The organism is Rhodanobacter sp. FDAARGOS 1247, from assembly GCF_016889805.1.
Taxonomy (GTDB): domain Bacteria; phylum Pseudomonadota; class Gammaproteobacteria; order Xanthomonadales; family Rhodanobacteraceae; genus Rhodanobacter.
In genome coordinates, this window is record NZ_CP069535.1 from 3,602,342 (window position 1) to 3,624,326 (window position 21,985).

Genomic DNA, 21,985 nt, shown 5'->3' on the forward strand with positions numbered 1-21,985 from the left:
GAAGGACCTCGCCCAACTACAAGATATACACGAACATGAACAGGCCGAGCCAGACCACGTCGACGAAGTGCCAGTACCAAGCCACGGCTTCGAAACCGAAGTGGTGCTCCTTGTTGAAATGACCCGCCAGCACGCGGAACCAGATCACCGCCAGCATGATCGTGCCCAGCGTCACGTGCAGGCCGTGGAAGCCGGTCAGCATGAAGAAGGTCGAACCATAGACGCCGCTGTGCAGGGTCAGGTTGAGCTCGCGGTAGGCCTCCATGTACTCGTGGGCCTGGAAGTACAGGAAGGTCGCGCCGAGCAGGACGGTGAGGCCCAGGAACAACAGGATCTTGCCGCGGTGACCCGCGCGCAGCGCGTGGTGCGCGATCGTCACGGTGACGCTGGAGGTCAGCAGGATCAGCGTGTTCAGCAGCGGCAGGCCCCAGGCCGGCACGGTGTGGAAGGAACCACCGATCTGTTCCGGACCGTTGCCGCCGTTGGCGCCCCACGCGGCAGCGTAATCGCTCCACAGGAACTGGTGGGTCAGCACGCCATGGCCGTTGCCGCCCAGCCACGGCACCGAAAACATGCGGATGTAGAACAGCGCGCCGAAGAATGCGCCGAAGAACATCACCTCGGAGAAGATGAACCACATCATGCCCATGCGGAACGAGGTGTCGACCTGGTGGTTGTAGCTGCCGGCCAGCGATTCGCGGATCACCGAGCGGAACCAGCCGAAGAACATGGCCAGCACGCCGATCACGCCGACGGTCAGCACGGTCTTGCCGAAGCCAGCCTCACCGGGCGCTGCATTCAGCCAGTGCGCGGCACCGAACACGGTGAGGAACATGACCACCGCGGCCACAATCGGCCACTGGCTCTTGGCCGGTACGAAATAAGCGTCGTGCTGCTGACCCATGGTGTAACCCCGTGGATTTCTCTTGATGGCTCTGCCCCGTCATGTCGCCCGGGGAACTGCGTGCCGGCCGCCGCCGCGGCGAACCGGTGAAAACTTTGTGGCGATCGCGACCGATTACTTCATCAACACGATCTGCACGAACGAAATCAGGAAGAAGAACGCCACGATCGCCACCAGCACCGTCACGGTGCGTCGTACGCCCCGGCGGCGGCTGTCGTCGCCATCGGCGACCGGAGACTTCATCGTTTCCTGCTTCATCTGCTGCCTGTTCCTGTGCGACATCCCGGCGCTGGCCAGGATGTCGCGAAAACCGTCAGTCGTTCACGTGACCGTGCGCCAGCTCGTCGTCGTTGATCACCGGCGGCACTTCGAAGGTGTGATGCGGTGCCGGCGACGGCACGGTCCACTCCAGGCCCTTGGCACCTTCCCACACGCGGTCGGTGGCCTTCTTCTTGGAGAAGAACGCGCAGTGGATCAGCACGCCGATGAAGATCAGCTGGGTGGCGCCGAACAGGAAGCCGCCGATCGAGCTGATCATGTTGAAGTTGGCGAACGCCACGTTGTAGTCGGGGATGCGGCGCGGCATGCCGGCCAGGCCCAGGAAGTGCTGCGGGAAGAACAGCACGTTGACCCAGATCACGCTGTTCCAGAAGTGCACCTTGCCCCAGAACTCGCTGTACATGTTGCCGGTCCACTTCGGCATCCAGTAGTAGGCCGCCGAGATGATCGCGAACAGCGCACCGGTCACCAGCACGTAGTGGAAATGCGCCACCACGAAGTAGGTGTCGTGGTACTGGAAGTCGGCCGGGACCAGCGCCAGCATCAGGCCGGAGAAGCCGCCGATGGTGAACAGGATGATGAACGCCAGCGAGAACAGCATCGGCGTCTCGAACGTCATCGACCCGCCCCACATGGTGGCGACCCAGTTGAACACCTTCACGCCGGTCGGCACCGAGATCAGCATGGTGGCGTACATGAAGAAGATTTCGGCACCCAGCGGCAGGCCGACCGCGAACATGTGGTGCGCCCACACGATGAACGACAGGAAGGCGATGCAGGCGATCGCGAACACCATCGCCTTGTAGCCGAAGATCGGCTTGCGCGCGAAGGTCGGCACCACTTCCGAGATGATCCCGAACGCGGGCAGGATCATGATGTAGACCTCGGGATGGCCGAAGAACCAGAAGATGTGCTGGTACAGGACGGGGTCGCCGCCGCCGCCCGGGTTGAAGAAGTTGGTGCCGAAATACTTGTCGGTGAGCAGCATCGTCACCGCACCGGCCAGCACCGGCATCACGGCGATCAGCAGGAACGCGGTGATCAGCCAGCTCCACACGAACACCGGCATCTTCAGCAGATCCATGCCCGGCGCGCGCATGTTGAGGATGGTGGCGATGATGTTGATCGCGCCCATGATCGAGCTGATGCCCATCAGGTGGACCGCGAACACCACGTAGGCCAGCGAGTCGCTCTGCAGCGCCAGCGGCGGATACATGGTCCAGCCACCGGCCGGGCCACCACCGGGCATGAACAGGGTGGACAGCATCAGGATGAAGGCGAACGGCAGGATCCAGAACGACAGGTTGTTCATGCGCGGCAACGCCATGTCCGGCGCGCCGACCATCAGCGGGATCATCCAGTTACCGAGGCCGACGAAGGCCGGCATGATCGCGCCGAAGATCATCACCAGCGCGTGCATGGTGGTGAGCTCGTTGAAGAAGTACGGCTGCATCAGCTGCATGCCGGGCTTGAACAGCTCGGCACGGATACCCATCGCGAAGCTGCCGCCGATGAAGAACATCGTCAGCGCGAAGACCAGGTACAGCGTGCCGATGTCCTTGTGGTTGGTGGACATGACCCAGCGCTGGAAGAAATTCTTCGGCGCGCCGTGGTGATCATCATGGTGATCATGGGTGGCTGCGTGGGACATGACGTACCTCTAACCTGAAAGTGGAATGCAACTGCGAAAATGAAGTCGTGCCGACAAGGCTGACCCGCGGGTCAACCCTGCTTGCCACCGGCCGGGATGGCGACCTGTGCGGTTTGCGGCGTGGCGGCGGGCGCAGCGGACTGCGTCTCCTGCTCGGCCAGCCACTTGGCGAAATCCGCCTTGGACTTCACCACCACCACGATCGGCATGAAGCCGTGATCCTGGCCGCACAGCTCGGCGCACTGGCCGCGATAGGTGCCCGGCGTGGTGAAGTTCGCCCACGCGGCATTGATGATTCCGGGGATGGCGTCGATCTTCCAGCCGGTCGCCGGCACCCACCAGGAGTGGATCACGTCGCCGCTGGTGATCACGAAGCGGATCTTGGTGTCGACCGGCACCACCAGCGGCTTGTCGACATTGAGCAGATAGGTGCTTTCGTCGCCGACCTTGACCGCGAACGGGTCCATGCCCGAACCGAGCTGGCGGGTCTGGTCGCTCTGCGTATCCAGCTTGGACATGAAGCCGACCTTGTCGATCGACTTGCCCATGTAATCGACATAGTCGTAGCGCCACTTCCACTGGTAGCCGGTGACCTTGACGGTCATCTGCGAGCCGGTGGTGTCGGCCCAGCTGGTGAGCCCGCCGGTGGCCAGGTAGGCCAGGGTGATCAGGATCAGCACCGGGATGGTGGTCCAGATGACTTCCACCATGGTGTTGTGCGACCACTTCTCGGCGACCGCGCCCCGCGATTTGCGGAAACGGAACATCGCCACGAACATCGCACCGAACACCAGCACGCCGATCACCGTGCACACGGCCAGCGAGACGTTGTTGAGATGGTATGGCACCTGCGACCAGGTGCTTGAACCACGCTCCATGTTCAGTTGCCACGGACCGGGGGCGGCCAGGGCCACGCTGCCGAACGAGGCAAGGGCGAGAGCCGCCGCTGCCGTGAATGATCGCCTGATGCCGCCAGATGTCATGTCTTGCACCTTTGTTGAACCTGCTTGCGTGGCTGTCCATTGAATTCGGCCAGCAACACCATGAGTTTCTTCGACAGCTCGACGCGCTCCTGATCCGCCAGGAATGCGCCGATCTCCAGCTCGCGCCCATGCGATGACAGCAGCAGCCGCTGGCGCCCGTTGGCGGGCTCCAGCAACACGCGTACCCAGTACGACTGGAAACGCATGCGGCGCCGGCCTGGCAGCGATTGCACCTCCAGCGACACGGCGTCGAGAGTGATGCGCTCACTACGGTCACCGGCCCGCCATGCCACGCTCAGGGCGAAGGCCACGGCGGCGGATTCAACCAGGGCAAACAGCGGAGCGAACACATTCCCCTGCCACGATCCCAGTCCAGCCGTCATCAGCACCAGCGCTGCCAGAACCATGATCAGTCGACGCAGACCGCGCCGGCTGAGCGTGCGATTGGGCTTGAGCCACATCGTCACGCAGGGCAAGCCGGCGGTAGCTGGTCGAAGCACGATCATGGGGACCCGGCGTGCCTGGAACGCGGGAATGATAGGCCGCGGCGGCGCAACGGGCAAGAATGTCGCACCCTGTTGACCTGGATCACGTCTCGGGGCAGGGCTTGCGGACATGCTCGCTTCCCCTGCGGAAAGCGGCCGCAGCCGCCCGAAATGGCGAGCTGCGGCGTACAATCCCGCGCTTCCCTCCGCCCCGAGCGGATTCTGGCAAGCTTCCCGTGACCCAAGCCATTCTCAGCCCCGAACTTCCCCTCGACTGCACGCCCGCGCGCGCGCGCATTACTGCGGCCTGGCTGCGCGACGAGACCGAAGCGGTCAACGACCTGCTGGTCCAGGCCAGCCTGCCGCCGGCCGAACGCGAACAGGTGATCGACGTGGCCGCCGGCCTGGTCACCCGCGTGCGGTCGCGCGCCAGCGACCAGAGCGCGGTCGAATCCTTCATGCGCCAGTACGATCTTTCCTCCGAGGAAGGCGTGCTGCTGATGTGCGTGGCCGAAGCCCTGCTGCGCATTCCGGACAAGGCCACCGCCGACAAGCTGATCCGCGACAAGCTGGGCGACGCGGACTGGAAAAAGCACCTGGGCCAGAGCGAATCGCTGTTCGTCAACGCCTCGACCTGGGGCCTGATGCTGACCGGCCACCTGGTCAACCTCGCCGAGGACACCCGCCACGACTTCACCGGCGCGCTGAAGCGGCTGGTCGGTCGTGCGGGCGAACCGGCGATCCGCCTTGCCGTGCGCCAGGCCATGCGCATCATGGGCCACCAGTTCGTGATGGGCCGCAGCATCGACGAGGCGCTCGACCGCTGCGCGAAGAAGGAATACGCGGTCTACCGCTATTCCTACGACATGCTGGGCGAGTCCGCGCTGACCAGCGCCACCGCCGAGCGCTACCAGGAAGACTACCGCCGCGCGATCGCCGCGATCGGCGCGCGCGGCCCGTTCGCCAACCACACCGACGCGCCGTCGATCTCGGTGAAGCTGTCCGCGCTGCATCCGCGCTATGAAGTGGCCAAGCGCGAGCTGGCGCGCCGCCAGCTCACCGAAAAACTGCTGGAACTGTCGCAGCTGGCGATGAAGCATGGCATCGCGCTGTCGGTCGACGCCGAGGAAGCGGAGCGGCTGGAGCTGTCGCTGGACATCATCGGCGACGTCTTCGCCCATCCGTCGCTCGAAGGCTGGAACGGCCTGGGCATCGTGGTGCAGGCGTACGCCAAGCGCACGCCGTTCGTGATCGACTGGCTGGTCGAGACCGCGCGCGCCGCCAACCGCCGCTGGTACGTGCGCCTGGTCAAGGGCGCCTACTGGGATGCGGAGATCAAGCGCGCCCAGGAAAACGGCCTGGCCGGCTATCCGGTGTACACGCGCAAGCCGAACACCGACGTCTCCTACCTGGCCTGCGCCCGCAAGCTGTTCGATGCCGGCAGCGAGCTGATCTATCCGCAGTTCGCCACCCACAACGCGCACTCGATCGCCGCCGTCCATCACCTGGCGCACGGCCGTCCGTTCGAGTTCCAGCGCCTGCACGGCATGGGCACCGACCTGTACGCCGAGGTGATCGGCCCGCAGAATCTGAACGTGCCCTGCCGCGTGTATGCGCCGGTGGGCACGCACGAAGACCTGCTGCCATACCTGGTGCGTCGCCTGCTGGAGAACGGCGCCAACACCAGCTTCGTCAATCGCGTCGTCGATGAAAGCGTGCCGGTGCGCGAGCTGGTCGCCGATCCCTGCGAGACGGTGCGCAGCTTCAGTTCCATTCCGCATCCGCGCATCCCGCTGCCGGTGAATCTCTACGGCGACAACACCGCGCCTGCGCAGCATTCCAATTCGATCACCCGGAAGAATTCCATGGGCGTCAACTTCTCCAACGACAACGAACTGAAGGCGATGGCCGACGCGGTCAACGCACACACCGGCCCGTGGACCGCGGCGCCGCTGGTGCCGGGCGCGAGCGCGAACGGCCCGACCGTGCAGGTGACCAACCCGGCCGATCGCCGCCAGGTGGTGGGCAGCTATACCGGCGCCGACAGCGCCACCGTCGACAAGGCGCTGGGCAACGCGGTCGCCGCCCAGTTCGGCTGGGATCGCCTGCCCGCGGCCAGCCGCGCCGCGATCCTCGAACACGCCGCCGACCAGCTCGAAGCGCGCCGCGGCGAGTTCATCGCGCTGTGCGTGCGCGAGGCCGGCAAGAGCCTGCCCGACGCGATCGCCGAGATCCGCGAGGCGGCCGACTTCCTGCGCTACTACGCGGCCATGGCGCGCCGCCTGTTCGGCCAGCCCGAACAGCTGCCCGGCCCCACCGGCGAGAGCAATCAATTGTTCCTCAACGGTCGCGGCGTGTTCGTCTGCATCAGCCCGTGGAACTTCCCGCTGGCGATCTTCCTTGGCCAGGTCAGCGCCGCGCTGGCCGCCGGCAACAGCGTGATCGCCAAGCCTGCCGAGCAGACCTCGCTGATCGGCCATGCCGCGGTGAAGCTGCTGCACGAAGCCGGCGTGCCGGTCGACGTGCTGCAGTACCTGCCGGGCGACGGCGCCACCGTGGGCGCCGCGCTCACCAGGGACCCGCGCGTGGCCGGTGTCGCCTTCACCGGCTCCACCGACACCGCGTGGGCGATCAATCGCGCGCTCGCCGCTCGCAACGCACCGATCGCCGCGCTGATCGCCGAGACCGGCGGGCAGAACGCGATGATCGCCGACTCCTCCGCCCTGCCCGAGCAGATCGTCAAGGACGTGATCGCCTCGGCGTTCCAGTCCGCCGGCCAGCGCTGCTCGGCCGCGCGCGTGCTGTTCGTGCAGGAAGACATCGCCGACAAGGTCACCGCCATGCTCACCGGCGCGATGGCCGAGCTGAAGGTCGGCGATCCGGGCCTGCTGTCCACCGACGTCGGCCCGGTGATCGACGAGGACGCGAAGCAGATCCTGGTCGACCACGCCGCGCGCATGGACAAGGAAGCGAAGAAGATCGGCGAGGTCGCGCTGGACCCCGCGCTCACCGCCAACGGCACCTTCTTCGCGCCGCGGGCCTACGAAATCCCCTCGCTCGCCACGTTGACCCGCGAAGTGTTCGGCCCGGTGCTGCACGTGATCCGCTGGAAGGGCAGCGAGCTGAAGCAGATCGTGGACCAGATCAACGCCACCGGCTACGGCCTCACCCTGGGCATCCACAGCCGCATCAACGACACCGTCGACTACATCGCCAGCCACGCCCGCGTCGGCAACTGCTACGTCAACCGCAACCAGATCGGCGCGGTGGTCGGCGTGCAGCCGTTCGGCGGCGAGTGCCTGTCCGGCACCGGCCCCAAGGCCGGCGGCCCGCACTACCTGCTGCGTTTCGCCGGCGAGCGCACGCTTACCGTCAACACCACCGCGGCCGGCGGCAACGCCTCGCTGCTGACGATCGGCGAGTAAGTCCCGCGCCGGAATCCACCCGGAGATCCGGCGCATCCTCAGCGGGGCTTCATCCAGCTGAACGACAAGCGCCCAGCGGATGAACGGGAGCCGTCACCGACGGCTCCCGTGGACGGCGGCGCGCTCACCGGCGTGCTACTTCTTGCGTCCACCACCACGAGGAAGCCGCCATGCGTCGATTCATGACCACCGCCCTCATCGCCGCCAGCGTGCTGGTGGGCAGCTTGTCGCTCAATGGCTGCATCGTGGTACCGCCACGCGATCACGGCTACGTCGGACATCACCGCGACCATGACCGCCGCCATGACAACGACCGCCACCACGACCGCGACCGGGATCGCGACGGTGACCGCTGGCACTGAGGCCTGGCGGGTGCGGAGCGGGTAGCGATGCGATACCGCGTCGCCTTGATCGCGTCGTGCCATGCCGTCGCTTCGATGACCTGCGAATCGTCAGCAACACCGATGTTGTGCGGCGCGCAAACGGCGGGGCGCCGGCCCATGTTATAGAGACCCTTTCGTCGCCGGCCCGGTGCCGGCAGGCTTTTCTGGAGCACTCGCAACATGGCACGTCCCGCCGGCATGATCGGCCCATCACCCGTCGCCAGCCCCGCCATCGCTAGCGACGATCCGCGCTATACCGCCGCGGAATTTCCGCCCAACAAGTTGCTCTACCTGGTGCAGTTGGCCGATGCCGCCGGGGTCGACAGCCGGCCCTGGTTTGCCGGCCTGGCGCTGAGCCGGGAACAGATCGCCGACCCCGCCTTGCGCGTGTCCTATCGCCAGGCCAACACCTTCGTGCGTCGCGCGCTGCAGGCCCTGGATGTTCCCGATGCCGGCCTGCGCATCGGGCGCGAAGGCACCATCGGCGGCTTCGGCCTGCTTGGCCTGGCGATGATGACCTCGCGCACGCTGGGCGAGGCGATGTTCGCCGGCATCGCCCATCACAAGATCTGCGGCTGCCTGCTGGAGGTCGCCGTCGAGCCGGTCAGCGAGCGCGAGGTCGCGCTGCTGGCCTGGCCACGCTTCGGCGACACCGAACTGATGCCGTTCTTCTGCGAGGAACTGTTCGCCAGCTGCCTGATGATCGCCCGCGAACTGGTCGGCGCCGAGTTGTGCCCGGTGCGGGCGGACTTCGCCTATCCCCGGCCCGCCTATGCCGCCAGGTACGAAGCGCTGTTCGGCTGCGAGGTGCGTTTCGGCGCGCCGCGCAACCAGTTGCTGATCGACACCCAATGGCTGGCGCGGACGCTGCCCGGCTACAACCCGCTGACCGCGCAGCAGGCGCTGGCCCTGTGCGCGCAGCAGCGCACGCCGGACGGCGGCGAGCCGCACCAGGAAATCGTCGCCGCAGTGGAACGCCTGCTGCGCAGCCAGCTGGCACAGCAGCCGAAGCTCAACGACGTGGCGCGCACGCTCAACCTCAGCGAGCGCTCGCTGCGGCGCAAGCTCGCCGAGAGTGGCCGCATCTTCCGCGAGATCCACGACCGCGTGCGGGCCGAGCGGGCGCTGCAGCTGTTGCAGGCCGGCACCCTGAGCGTGGCCCAGATCGGCAGCGAGGTCGGCTTCAACGACCCGCGCGAATTCCGCCGCGCCTTCAAGCGCTGGACCGGCATGCCGCCACAGGACGCCCGCCGCAACGCGACCTGATGAAACAGGAGTGAGTGCGGGGAAGGAAAGCGAGAGAAGAGCCTGGGGCACCGCGCTCCAGCTTCCCATCCACCCACTCCTCACCCCCCATCGCCCCCACCACGCTGACCGGTTTGCCCCCCGTACCCTGGCCGTTCTGCCCTCCCCCTTTGGCGCGGATTGAGGGAGAGTGGGGTCATTGTCGGCATTCGATGCCTAACGGGGAGTCAGCAACATGCGCACTTTGTTCATCACGGTGGCGATCGCCGCGGCCCTGGCTGGCTGCGGCAAGTCCGAGCCGGCGTCACAGAGCGGCACCGACGCCAGCTTCGAAGCCAGGTTGCAGGAACAGTTGCTGGACGCCAAGCCCGGCAGCGTGATCGAGATTCCCGCCGGCCACTACTCGCTGCGGCGCGGTCTCAGCCTGCGCACCGACGGCGTCACCATCAAGGGCGCCGGCATGGACAAGACCGTGCTGTCGTTCAAGGGCCAGGTGGTCGGGCCGGAAGGCCTGCTGGTCAACGCCAGCGACTTCACCATCGAGAACCTGGCGCTGGAAGACACCAAGGGCGACGCGCTGAAGATCAACCAGGGCAAGAACATCACCATTCGCGGCGTGCGCATCGAGTGGACCGGCGGCCCGAAGACCACCAACGGCGCCTACGGCCTGTATCCGGTGAAGACGCAGAACGTGCTGATCGAGAACTCCGTGGTGATCGGCGCTTCCGACGCGGGCATCTACGTGGGCCAGTCGCACGACATCATCGTGCGCAACAACCGCGCCGAGTACAACGTGGCCGGCGTGGAGATCGAGAACTCGGTGAACGCCGACGTCTACGGCAACACCGCCACCAACAACACCGGTGGCATCCTGGTGTTCAACATGCCGAACCTGTCGCAGGAAGGCCACAGCACGCGGGTGTTCAAGAACAAGATCTACTCCAACAACACGGACAATTTCGCCGCCAAGGGCGCCGCGGTGGCCAGCGTGCCGGCCGGCTCCGGCGTGGTGGTGAACTCGAACGACAAGGTGGAGATCTTCGACAACGACATCTCCGACAACCAGACCGCGAACCTGATCATCGCCAGCTACTTCTCGACCAACTACTACAACACCCGCGGCGTCTCGCCGAACTACAACCCGTATCCGAAGGGCATCTTCATCTACGGCAACCGGCTCAAGGGCGGCGGCGATTCGCCGGACGGGATCAAGCTGAAGACGCTGAAGACGGCCATGTACGGCCTCACCGGCCACTTCCCCGACGTGCTGTGGGACGGCTACGTCGACGCGAAGAGCCTGGTCGATGGCCTGCCGCCGGCCGCCGACCGCATCTGCATCCAGGACGTCAGCGGCGTGCTGAACGCCGACGGCCCGCACGACTACAAGAGCCCCAGCAACGACATGAAGCCCTACCAGTGCACGCTGCCGAAGCTGTCGCCGGTGGTGCTGAACCCGGAGCCGAAGGCATGACGGCAGGGCGACACTGGCGTTACGCACTTCCACTGCTGGGATGGCTGCTGCTGGCAGGATGCCAGCAGGGCATGGCGCCGGTGGCCTTCCACGCCGAGGGCCGACCGCAGAAGCTCGGTGACTGGCACGTGGTCGAGGTCCACGACGGCAAGCTGCAGCTCAACGCCGGCGTGGTGCCGTACGACCTCAACACGCCGCTGTTCACCGACTACGCGCACAAGCTGCGCACGATCTGGATGCCCGCGGGCACGTCGGCAAAATACAACCCGACCGACACCCTGGACTTCCCGGTCGGCACGGTGATCAGCAAGACCTTCTATTACCCGCGCGCCGCCGACGGCAAGGTGGGCGAGGTCCTGCGCAATGACGACTACTCGCGCGACTTCGCCGGGCAGGGCCTGGACATGGCGCACGTGCACCTGGTCGAAACGCGCATCCTGGTCCATCGCAAGGACGGCTGGGCGGCGATTCCCTATGTGTGGAACGAGGCGCAGACCGAAGCCACCCTGGCGCGCACCGGCGCGGTGCTGCCGATGACCCTGGTCGCCGACCAGCCGGCCGCCGGCATACCTGCCCGCGAGGACTTCAACTACGTGGTGCCCGACGAAAGCCAGTGCGCCAGCTGCCATGCGCAGGACTGGGTCAGCCGCAAGATCCATCCGATCGGGCCGAAGGCGCGCCACCTCAACAAGGACTATCACTACGCCGAGGGCAGCGCCAACCAGCTCGAACACCTGGTGAAGCTGGGCTACCTCGGCGGCCTGCCCGCCGCGGCCGACGTCCCCCGCGACGCGAACTGGAAAGATCCGCACGCACCGCTGGACGCCCGCGCCCGCGCCTACCTCGACATCAACTGCGGCCACTGCCACAACGCCAACGGCGCGGCCAACACCACCGGCCTCACGCTCGACTACACCACGCCGGAAGACCGTCACCTGGGCATCTGCAAGCCGCCGACCGCGGCCGGCCAGGGCACCGGCGACCACTTCTTCGACATCGTGCCGGGCCAGCCGGACGAGTCGATCCTGCCCTACCGGCTGTCGTCGACCGAACCGGGCGTGATGATGCCGGAGCTCGGCCGCAGCACCGTGCACCGCGAGGGCGTGGCGCTGATCAAGGCATGGATCGCGGCGCAGCCGGGGAGCTGCGTGGCGATCCACTGATTCCACAAGACAACTGTGCGCGGCTGTCCATGGCCGCGCGGTCCGATGCAAGGGGAGAGCACCGAATGAACATGCGTCAACGCCCACTTTCGATCAGCCTGCGCAAACTGCTGTTCGGCGGCAGCACGCTGCTGTTGCTGTGCAGCCCGTCGCTGGCCTTCGGCGCCGACGCGCCGCCGCAGGATGCCGCCGGCAGCAATGCGCCGGCGAGTGACCCGGTCAAGGACGTCACCCAGCTGGGCAAGATCACCGTCACCGCGCAAAGCCGCTCGCAGGAAATGCAGGAAGTGCCGATCCCGCTGCAGATCGTCACCGCGAAGCAGATCGACACGCTGGCGGCGACCGACCTCAGCCGGATGGACATCTTCGTGCCCGGCCTGGTGGTCGGCGCCGACCAGCCGACCCAGCCGAGCTACCAGATGCGCGGCATCGAGACCAGCAACTTCGGCATCGGCACCGAGTCGGCCGTGGGCGTCTACGTCGATGGCGTCTATGCGGCCCGCTCCGGCGGCGCGCTGCTGGCGTTCAACGACATCGCGCGGATCGAAGTGCTGAAGGGGCCGCAGGGCACGCTGTTCGGCCGCAATGCCGCCGCCGGCGCGATCTCGATCGTCACCAACGAACCCAGCGACCACTTCGAGGGCAAGGCCCGCGTGCGCTTCGGCAACGACGGCCGCAAGTACGCCGACGCCCTGGTCAACGTGCCGGTGAACCGCGACATGGCCGTGCGCATGAGCGTGCTGGACAACCGCAGCGACGGCTGGATCAAGGACGCCGCCACCGGCGAAAGCTACGGCAAGGACCACGACTGGGGCAGCCGCCTGGTGTGGCGCTGGAACGCCACGCCCGACACCCGCGTGCTGCTGGCGTGGGACCACGAACAACTCAAGCAGCCGCCGCAGCCGGCGATCGGGCTGATCGCGAAATCGGACTACGTGACGCGGGACCCTCCGTTCAACGACGAGGTCCCGCCGTTTCCGGCCGATTCGTCGAGCTACCTCGATCCGCGCCATGCGCCGCTGTACAACGACACGGTGAATGCGGGCGAGAAGCGCCACTTCGACGGCGCCACGCTCACCGTCGACCACTCCTTCAGCTGGGGCAGCCTCACCTCGACCACCGCGTGGCGGCACTTCAACACCTACAACCGCGGCGACTACGACGGCACCAACAACCGCGCCACCTATCTCGACACCGCCAACATCGAGAGCAACAACAGCTGGTACCAGGAATTCAAGTTCGCCGGCACCGCCGGCATCGCCGACTGGGTCGGCGGCGTCAGCTACTACGACGAACACGCGCGGCAGACCAGCCAGACCAACGTGTTCACCGACAGCGTCGATTCGCTGGCGATGAACGTGGGCGGCAATCCGTTCACCGACACCTTCGCCTTCTACGATTCGGTGTTGCCGTTGCTGGGCTTCGGCCAGTACCACCTGCTGGGCAATCCCTGGCGCGAGCAGATCGATAACGTTGGTCGCTTCAAGGCCTACGCCGCGTACGGCGACGTGATCTGGCATCTCACCGATCGGCTCAGCCTCACCACCGGTGCTCGCTTCACCCGGGACGAAAAGCAGTTCTCCTGGTTCAATCCGCTGCGTCAGGCGCCGGAACTGGACGCCACCATTGCCGAACTGCTGCCGCAATTGGCCGCACTCGGCATCGTCATTGACCCCAGTCCCTTCCAGCAGAACCTGATCTTCAACGCCGCCGGCGGCGCCCCGGTCAACGTGCTGGTGAAGGACAAGAACAGCTGGAACGACTTCAGCCCCCGCGTGGTGCTGGACTACAAGTTCACCCCCGACGTGATGGGCTACGCCTCGGTGACCAAGGGCTACAAGGCCGGCGGCTACAACAGCGTGCAGATCGGCTCGCGCTTCGACCCGGAGAAGGTGCTCAACTACGAGGCCGGCCTGAAGACCCTGTTCCCCGAGCAGCACCTGCTGCTGAACGGCTCGGTGTACTACTACCGCTACGACAACAAGCAGTCGCTCACGCTCGATCCCAACAGCGCCGGCTCCGGCGTGCCGCGCTACCTGGTCAGCAGCACCGACCAGGAAGCCCACGGCCTGGAGTTCGAGGCGCAATGGCAACCGGTGGATGCGTTCAAGCTCAGCTTCACCGGTGCCTACATCGACGCCACCTACCGCCAAGCGGTGGCGCCGTCGGGCGCCGACCTGTCCGGCCAGCCCACCGGCGAGCCGCTGTTCTCGTTTGCCAGCTCGCTGTCGTACACCTGGCAGGGCGTGGCGGGCGGCGCGCTGGAGTTCGACCTGTCGCATGCCTACCGCGGCAAGTCGCGCTGCAACCGCGACTCGCAACTGCAGGGCACCTGCCAGATCAGCCCGAACTTCGACACCGGCGTCGCCCAGCAACGCACCGACGCGCGGCTGGACTGGCATGCGGCCGACGACCAGTGGGGCGTCGCGCTGTACGCCAACAACGTGTTCAACAAGCGCTACGTGACCGGGGTGAACAATATCTCCACCAGCGTGTTCGGCACGCCGTTCGCCAGCATCACCCCACCACGCGCGGTCGGCGTCGAATTGCGCGTGAAATTCTGAGAGGTGGTGATTTTTCAAGCTCGAAGTCCGGCCAGGGATGGCCGGACGCGGATCGGTCACGCAAGTGACTGATTCGCGCGAGCACGTCCGGGCATGTCCCGGACGTGCGATAGAAGAAAGCGACAGGAAGTGGCTTTCTTCACAGACTCTGAGAAGCCCATGACCGAAAGCCAGCCGCTGACCGCCGACCTGCAACGCCTGCGCGAGGCGCAGGCGCGCGAACCGATGCCGGGGTGGGCGCTGCGCGCGCAGCGCCTGCGCAAGCTGGAGACGATGCTGCGCGAGCAGCGCAAGGCTTTCGCCGCCGCGATCCACGCCGACTTCGGCCAGCGCCCGGTCGAGGAAACCGACCTGCTGGAGATCTTCCCCAGCCTGTCGGCGATCCGCCACGCGCTCGGCCATGGCCGGCGCTGGATGAAGCCGCGGCGGCGCCTGGCCGACTGGCTGTTCCTGCCCGCGCGCACCGAACTGCGCCCGCAGCCGCTGGGCGTGGTCGGCATCATCGTGCCGTGGAACTATCCGCTGTACCTGGCCGTCGGTCCGCTGGTCGACGCGCTGGTGGCCGGCAACCGCGCGATGCTGAAGATGAGCGAGTTCACCCCGCGTTTCTCGGCGCTGTTCGCCGAGCAGATGGCCCGCTATTTCGCCGCCGACGAAGTGCTGGTGGTGAACGGCGACGCGGCGGTGGCGCAGGCGTTTTCCGCGCTGCCGTTCGACCACCTGCTGTTCACCGGCTCCACCGCGGTGGGCCACCACGTGATGCGCGCGGCGGCCGCCAACCTCACCCCGGTGACGCTGGAGCTGGGCGGCAAGTCACCGGCGATCATCGGCCCCGGGGCGCGCTTCGACCACGCGGTGGAGCGCATCGTGTTCGGCAAGCTGGTCAATGCGGGGCAGACCTGCATCGCGCCCGACTACGTGCTGCTGCCGCGCGCCCGGATACCGGCGTTCATCGAGGCCGCCGGCAAGGTACTGGCGCAGATGTACCCCGCGCTGGGCCAGAACGGCCAGTACGCCAGCATCGTTTCCGACCGGCAGTACCAGCGCCTTACCGGCCTGCGCGATGACGCGCTGGCCGCCGGCGCGCAATTGCACCGGCTCGGCGAGGCCGGCGAGGACGCCGCCAGCCGGCTGCTGCCGCCGCAGCTGCTCACCGGCGTCAGCGACGACATGGCGGTGATGCGCGAGGAAATCTTCGGCCCGCTGCTGCCGCTGGTGCCGTACGACCACCTGGATGACGCGATCGCCCACGTCCGCGCGCGGCCGCATCCGCTGGCCCTGTACCTGTTCGAGCACGACCAGGCGCTGGTCGACCGCGTGCTGGCGCGCACCCACGCCGGCGGCGTCAGCGTCAACGACACGCTGTACCACATCGCCCAGCACAAGCTGCCGTTCGGCGGCGTCGGCGCCTCGGGCATGGGCGGCTATCACGGCGAAGCGGGCTTCCGCACGTTTTCGCACCTGAAGCCGGTGTTCCGGCAGGCCCGCCTGAACGGCACCGGCCTGCTCAACCCGCCGTACGGGGCGCGCTTCCGGCGCATGCTCGAGTTGTTGTTGAAGCGCGGTTGAACCGCGGGCCGCAGCCGGGCACGCCCGGCTTGCGCACCTGCTACCCTCGATGCGATGCCGGGGCCGGCCCGGCACTTTCCGATGGGTTTCGCGATGCCATGTTTCGTCTACGCCAGCCTGCGCAAGGCTGGCAGCTACCTGTGGCTGGCCGAACGCGACGCGTTCGCCAGGCTGCCCGAGTCGCTGTTGCTGCTGCTGGGCGAGCTGCGTTTCGTGATGGAAGTGCAGCTGGACGAACAGCGCAAGCTGCCGGTGGAAGACACCGCGCAGGTCCTCGCCCACCTGCGCGAGCAGGGCTGGCACCTGCAGGTGCCGCCCAACGAAACGCTGGCCGCGGCCAACCACCTGCCGTATACCCACTCCCCGCAGGATGACCGGGACGAGTGACGCGCCGACCTGCGCGCGGATTCCGCCGGCCTGTTCGCGCCGGCGGATCTACATCGGCGGATTTCCATCGGCCGATTTCCATCGGCATTAACACTTGGTTACCGTCTGCCCATCCAACGATTTCTATACTCCCTCCATGACCCAGCCCAAATCACGTCGCCGCCCTCCCTTTCTGCAAGCCCTGGCCTGGTTCGTTCCCGGTTTGCTGGCGGTCTTCGTGGCCGGCCTGGTCAACCACCCGCTGACCCTGATTCCGCTGCTGGTCGCCAACGCGCTGACCCTGGCGGCGGTCTGCCATGCGATCGGCTTCGATCCGGAACCGAAGTTCATGCGCACCGTGCTGCGCCGTGGCGCCGCGCACCTGGTGATGTTCACCGGTTACACCGTGGCGGTGTTCGTGCTGGTGGCCTGGCCGATGATGCAGCTGACCCACGCGCCCAGCCTCAGCGGCGCCCTGCTGCTGGCTGCTGCCCTGGTGCTGGCGCTGGTCGCGCTGTGGCGGCTGTGGCCCGCGTTCGGGCTGGTGTTCCTGTGGGATGACGCCTATCCGAGCCAGCGTGACGGCTCGTGGATCTTCACCGCCACCCTGCGCAGCGTCGCATTCGGCCGCCACCTGTCGCGCGAGGAACACTTCTTCAGCCACTTCCTGCCGGTCGCGTTCTCGCTGCTGGTGCTGTCCTTCGGCGCGATCACGCTGACCGGCCTGTACGGCGTGGTGCCCTCCGAGCCGCGCATCGCGGCGCTGGCCCTGTACGGCATCGTGCTGCTGCCGGCCGGCTGCCTGGTGATCGCCAACCGCACGCTGCGGGCGCTGTTGTGCGAAAGCCGGCATGCGCGCCGGCGCTCCGACCTGGCGCCGACCCCGGTGCATCGCCCGATCCTCACCGAGGTCGAGCGCACCGCCGGCACGCCGGAACAGGCCGCCGCGCTGCTCGCCGCCACCCGTGACGGCGACATCGAGCGCGCGCTGGCGCTGGTCGAGGTGGGCGCCGACCCGGGCACCGCGCCCGCGGCGGACGATCGCGACCAGCGGCCGGTGCTGATGCTGGCCGCCTTGCTGCCCGACACCCGCCTGCTGCGCGCGCTGATCGCCCGGGGCGCCGACGTCAATCGCGCCAGCGGCGGCATCACCCCGCTGCTGGCCGCCACCCGCGACAGCTGGCACGGCCGCGCCGAGGCGGTGCTGACCCTGCTGGCCAACGGCGCCAGCCCGCTGGTCACCGATGCCGAAGGCAACACCGCGCTGCACGGCGCGGTACTCAGCGCCGACGCCGGCGTGGCCGCGATGCTGCTGGATGCCGCCGCACCGATCAACGCGCTGAACCAGGCCGGCATCAGCCCGCTGGCCACCGCCTGCCGCGCGGCGAATTGGCCGCTGGCGAAGTTCCTGCTGGAGCACGGCGCCAAGCCCGTCGTGCCCGACGGCGAGCCGGCCCTGGTCGCCGCCAGCGGCATCGCCGACGACGACGTCGAAGGCGTGAAGCTGCTGCTCAAGCACCGCGCCCCGGTGAATGCCTGCGATGCACGCCACCGGCACGCCCTGCTCGGCGCCGCCGCCGAAGGCCACGAACAGATCGCCCGCGCGCTTTGCGCCGCCGGTGCCGACGTGAACCTGGTCGACCACCGCGGCAGCAGCGCGCTGATGGAAGCGGCCCGCGCCGGCGCCGGCGGCATCGTGCAATTGCTGGCCGAGGCGAAGGCCGACGCGGGCCTGCGCGACAGCCACGGTCGCGACGCACTGACCCTCGCCTGCCAGTCGCCGCATGCCGACGCCGGCACGATCAGCGCCCTGCTTGCCCTGGGCGCCGACCCGAAGGCACCGGCCAGCGACGGTCGCAGCGCACTCGACCATGCCGCCGCCGCGGGACGCTGGGACCTGGTCGCCGTGCTTGATCCGGATACGCCGCTGCCGACCAGCCTCAGCCAGGACGTGCTGGCCGAAGGCGCCGACACCCCCGGACACCTGCTCGATGCCCTGCGCTTCGGCCACTGGGCGATCGTCTCGGGCTTCGTGGCCCGCGTACGCGAATGGCCGCAGGCCGAGCTGGCCCGCATGTATCTGGAACTGGCCTCGCCCGGCCTGGGCGCCGCCCGCCGCTGGCTGCTCGAACACGGCCTGGCCGCCGAAGCGCGGCTGGACGCACCGCAGATCGACGACGCCGACACCGGCGACACGCCGCACCTGCCGCCACCGGGCCAGCGCCTGTTCGATGCGCTGCTGCAGCAGCTTCCCGATGCCACCGAAGCGCTCGACGACCTGCTGCAAGCCGGCGCCACGCCCGCCGGCGCCGGCCTGCTGGCGCAGGCGCTGCTGAACACGAACGGTGCGGCCCAGTCGGCCGCGCTGCCGTTGAAGATGCTCGAGGCAGGCGCCGATCCGTTCGGCCCCGACGCCCGGGCGCGCAGCCCGCTGCAACTGGCCGCGGTGAACGACCAGGTGGAACTGCTGCAGGCGCTGCTGCAGCGGGGCTGCGATCCCAACACACGCGACCGCGACGGCCGCACGCCGCTGTTCGCCGCGCTGGAGCACGGCGCCCAGGCGCTGCCGCTGGTGCGCGCACTGATCGCCCACGGCGCCGACCCGGAAGCCACCGACGCCAACGGCGAAACGCCGCTGGGCCTGGCGCTGGAACATCCCGCGGTGGAGCGCTGGCTGGACTGGCGCGACTGGTCGCGGCCGGATCGCGCGCTGCGCGCCAGCGACCTTCCCGCCGCCGCGCGCGCCGGCGCGCTGGCCAGCGTGCAGCGACTGCTGGAACTGGGTTTTGCCGTGGACACCCTCGACGAACAGGGCGCCAGCGCCCTGCTGCACGCCTGCGGCGCCGGTCACCGCGAGATCGCCGCCTGCCTGCTGGACGCCAACGCCGACGCGACCCGCGCCGCCCGCAGCGGCGTGACCCCGCTGGCCGCCGCGGTCGCCGCGCGGCGCGAATCGCTGGTGGCCCTGCTGCTGCAGCGCGAAGTCGCCGTCGACCAGCGCCTGCCGAACGACGCCACCGCGCTGATGGCGGCGGCGGCGATGGGTTATCCGGAGATCGCCGAACAGCTGCTCGATGCGGGCGCCGACATCAAGGCGGTCGACAACGCCGGGCGCAGCGCGCTGCACGCGGCGGCGCAGTTCGGCTTCGAACACAACGACAGCCTGCGCGCGCGACGCCTGTTCGACGTGCTGCTCAAGCGCGGCGCCGACATCAACCACGCCGACCACGAGGGCAAGACGCCGCTGCTGCTGTTGCTCGGCGCCCAGCTGCGGCCGGGCAGCAGCTGCGACGCCACCCACATCGGGGCGCTGGTGCCGCTGTTGCTGGACGCGGGCGCCCAGGTCGGCCACGCCGACCAGCGAGGCGTCACCGCGCTGCACGCCTGCGCGATGCACGCCTTGTTGCCGCCCGCCCGCGTGCTGCTGTCGCGCGGCGCCGACCGCAACGCGGCCGATGCGTTCGGACGCAGCGCGGCGGACGTGGCCCGGCAACTCGGTTATGTGGACATCGCCCACGAACTGGCCGCGCGCAGCAGCGCGATCCCCAGCGTGCGACAGACCCTGCGCCAGCCCGCCCAGCCGGCCGACTGAGGCGCGGCCGCGCGCCCCGGCGCGGCCATCGCCCGATCAGCGCCTCACTCTTCCCCGGTCAGCGGGGTGCCGGCATCGCGCTCGCGCGCTCGCTCGGCTTCGGGCGAGGCATCGGCCTCGAACAGGCGCTCCAGGTCGGCCAGCGCCTCGCGCGTGGTCTGCACCAGCTTGGTTTCGTCGTCGTAGACCAGGTATTGCGCCTTGATCAGCTCCGCATCCTGGCGCCGGAAACGTTCCACCCGGTCGACCGCCTGTTCCGGCGTGAGGCCCAGCGCGACCAGGGCCTGCTTGGTCATCTTCAGGCTGGAATACAGCGTCTCGCGCACCGGCTCGTCGACGCCCAGGTCCATCAGCCGCCACACATGCTGGCGGTTGCGCGCCCGCGCGATGATCTTCAGGTGCGGATACTGCCGGCGCACCACCCGCGCCACGCGCAGGCTCGACTCGGGGTCGTCGCTGGCCAGCACGAACACCTCGGCCTTGTCCGCCTGCGCGGCGCGCAGCAGCTCCGGCCGGGCCGGATCGCCGTAGAAGATGTCGGTGACGTTGCCGAAGCGCTGGATCAGGTCCATCTGCTCCACCGAATGGTCCAGCGCCACGAACGGAATGCTCTGCGCGCGCAGCACGCGCGCCACGATCTGGCCCATGCGGCCATAGCCGGCGATGATCACCCGCGGCACGTGCGTGTCGATGGTGTCGTAGGCGCGGGTGGGCTTCTTCGCCTTGCCGCCGAGCAGCCGCGACGACACGGCGACCAGCAGCGGCGTCAACGCCATCGACAGCGAGATCGCCAGCACCAGCAGGTTGTGCTGCGGGCCGTCGAGCAGTTGCTGCTCCTGCGCCAGCTTCAACACCACGAATGCAAACTCGCCGCCGCAGGCCAGCAGCACCGCCAGCCGCAGCGCCTCGGCGCGATCCAGCCCGCCGACCAGTCGACCCAGCGGCCACAGCAGCGCACCCTTCAGCAGCATCAGGACCAGTACCACCGCCAGCACGTGCAGCGGCTGGTGCAGCAGCAGCGAAAGATCCATCGACATGCCGACGCTGATGAAGAACAGCCCCAGCAACAGCCCCTTGAACGGTTCGAGATGCGATTCCAGGTCGTGCCGGTATTCGGAATCGGCCAGCAGCACGCCGGCCAGGAAGGCGCCCAGCGTGGCGGACACACCGGCCAGCTCCATCAGCCAGGCGGTGCCCATCACCACCAGCAGCGCGGTGGCGGTGGAGACCTCCACCGCATCGGCCTTGGCCACGAAGCGGAACACCGGCCGCAACAGGTAGCGACCACCGACCACCACCGCCACGATCACGCCGATCGTGCGCATGGCGCCGGTCAGGTCCACGCCATGCCGGGCGGAGGCCGTGGCCAGCAACGGCACCATCGCGATCAGCGGGATCGCCGCCAGGTCCTGGAACAGCAGGATCGCGAACGCCTGGCGCCCGTAGGCCGAGCCGGCCTCCTTGCGCTCGGCGAGGATCTGCAGGCCGAACGCGGTGGACGACAGCGCCAGGCTGCCGCCCACGACCACCGCCGTCTTGCCGGGCAGGCCTTCCAGGAAATACGCCACCGCCGCGATCACCACGCTGCTGGCCAGCACCTGCAACAGGCCGGTGCCGAACACCGAGCGGCGCATCACCCACAGCCGTTGCGGCGACAATTCCAGGCCGATCACGAACAGCATCAGCACGATGCCGAACTCGGAAATCGTGCTGACCCCGGCGGTATCGCCGACCAGCCCCAGCAACTGCGGCCCGATCACCACGCCGGCCAGCAGGTAGCCCAGCACCGAACCCAGCCGGAAGCGCTTGGTCAGCGGCACCGCGATCACCGTGGCCAGCAGGAACACCAGCGCGGTCTGCAGGTAGTGATGGTTGTCCAAGCGCGTGCGGCTCCAGTCGGGGAGG

The 21,985-nt window shown here is 68.0% G+C and carries 15 protein-coding genes; 9 read left to right on the plus strand and 6 right to left on the minus strand.

Going from position 1 to position 21,985, the window contains the following annotated elements; translation table 11 throughout:
- Positions 1–16: 16 nt before the first annotated feature.
- The 5 genes from I6J77_RS16385 to I6J77_RS16405 form a co-directional block, all read right to left on the minus strand.
- Positions 17–904: a cytochrome c oxidase subunit 3 gene (locus tag I6J77_RS16385; RefSeq protein ID WP_056715413.1), complete on the minus strand. Its 888-nt coding sequence runs from the start codon at positions 902–904 to the stop codon at positions 17–19.
- A 114-nt stretch (positions 905–1,018) separates the two neighbouring features.
- Entirely contained in the window at positions 1,019–1,162 is a 144-nt protein-coding gene (locus I6J77_RS16390; protein WP_204109858.1) for a hypothetical protein, read from the minus strand.
- Between the two features lie 55 nt (positions 1,163–1,217).
- Positions 1,218–2,834: a cytochrome c oxidase subunit I gene (ctaD, locus tag I6J77_RS16395; RefSeq protein WP_056715410.1), complete on the minus strand. Its 1,617-nt coding sequence runs from the start codon at positions 2,832–2,834 to the stop codon at positions 1,218–1,220.
- Positions 2,835–2,905: 71 nt separating this feature from the next.
- On the minus strand, positions 2,906–3,817 hold the full coding sequence (gene coxB / locus I6J77_RS16400) for a cytochrome c oxidase subunit II (protein WP_204109859.1): 912 nt from the start codon (positions 3,815–3,817) through the stop codon (positions 2,906–2,908).
- Entirely contained in the window at positions 3,814–4,278 is a 465-nt protein-coding gene (locus I6J77_RS16405) for a DUF2244 domain-containing protein (protein WP_204111522.1), read from the minus strand. The genes coxB and I6J77_RS16405 overlap by 4 nt, the downstream gene beginning before the upstream one ends.
- A 260-nt stretch (positions 4,279–4,538) precedes the next feature.
- Here I6J77_RS16405 and putA point away from each other — a divergent pair, with 260 nt between their 5' ends.
- The 9 genes from putA (at position 4,539) to I6J77_RS16450 (ending at position 20,080) form a co-directional block, all read left to right on the plus strand.
- Complete coding sequence (gene putA / locus I6J77_RS16410; RefSeq protein WP_204109860.1) at positions 4,539–7,727, plus strand: bifunctional proline dehydrogenase/L-glutamate gamma-semialdehyde dehydrogenase PutA; 3,189 nt, start codon at positions 4,539–4,541, stop codon at positions 7,725–7,727.
- Positions 7,728–7,897: 170 nt separating this feature from the next.
- Positions 7,898–8,089 (plus strand): hypothetical protein, encoded by a 192-nt coding sequence (locus tag I6J77_RS16415; RefSeq protein WP_204109861.1) that lies wholly within the window; start codon positions 7,898–7,900, stop codon positions 8,087–8,089.
- 201 nt (positions 8,090–8,290) lie between these two features.
- The gene (locus tag I6J77_RS16420) at positions 8,291–9,376 is read left to right on the plus strand and encodes an AraC family transcriptional regulator (RefSeq protein ID WP_204109862.1); all 1,086 of its coding nucleotides are present in this window, start codon (positions 8,291–8,293) and stop codon (positions 9,374–9,376) included.
- Positions 9,377–9,590: 214 nt separating this feature from the next.
- Positions 9,591–10,826 carry a parallel beta-helix domain-containing protein gene (locus I6J77_RS16425; protein WP_204109863.1) on the plus strand — a complete coding sequence of 412 codons (1,236 nt, stop codon included), beginning with the start codon at positions 9,591–9,593 and terminating at the stop codon, positions 10,824–10,826.
- Positions 10,823–11,989 (plus strand): SO2930 family diheme c-type cytochrome, encoded by a 1,167-nt coding sequence (locus I6J77_RS16430; protein WP_204109864.1) that lies wholly within the window; start codon positions 10,823–10,825, stop codon positions 11,987–11,989. The genes I6J77_RS16425 and I6J77_RS16430 overlap by 4 nt, the downstream gene beginning before the upstream one ends.
- 71 nt (positions 11,990–12,060) lie before the next feature.
- Positions 12,061–14,553: a TonB-dependent receptor gene (locus I6J77_RS16435; RefSeq protein ID WP_239309061.1), complete on the plus strand. Its 2,493-nt coding sequence runs from the start codon at positions 12,061–12,063 to the stop codon at positions 14,551–14,553.
- A 159-nt stretch (positions 14,554–14,712) separates the two neighbouring features.
- A complete protein-coding gene (locus I6J77_RS16440; RefSeq protein ID WP_204109866.1) occupies positions 14,713–16,122 on the plus strand; it encodes a coniferyl aldehyde dehydrogenase in 1,410 nt (469 codons plus the stop codon).
- Between the two features lie 93 nt (positions 16,123–16,215).
- Positions 16,216–16,509, plus strand: a complete 294-nt coding sequence (locus I6J77_RS16445; protein WP_056715437.1) for a YcgL domain-containing protein — start codon at positions 16,216–16,218, stop codon at positions 16,507–16,509.
- A 136-nt stretch (positions 16,510–16,645) separates the two neighbouring features.
- A complete protein-coding gene (locus tag I6J77_RS16450) occupies positions 16,646–20,080 on the plus strand; it encodes an ankyrin repeat domain-containing protein (protein ID WP_204109867.1) in 3,435 nt (1,144 codons plus the stop codon).
- A 44-nt stretch (positions 20,081–20,124) separates the two neighbouring features.
- Here I6J77_RS16450 and I6J77_RS16455 read toward each other — a convergent pair whose 3' ends face one another.
- A complete protein-coding gene (locus tag I6J77_RS16455) occupies positions 20,125–21,960 on the minus strand; it encodes a monovalent cation:proton antiporter-2 (CPA2) family protein (protein WP_204109868.1) in 1,836 nt (611 codons plus the stop codon).
- Positions 21,961–21,985 lie beyond the last annotated feature (25 nt).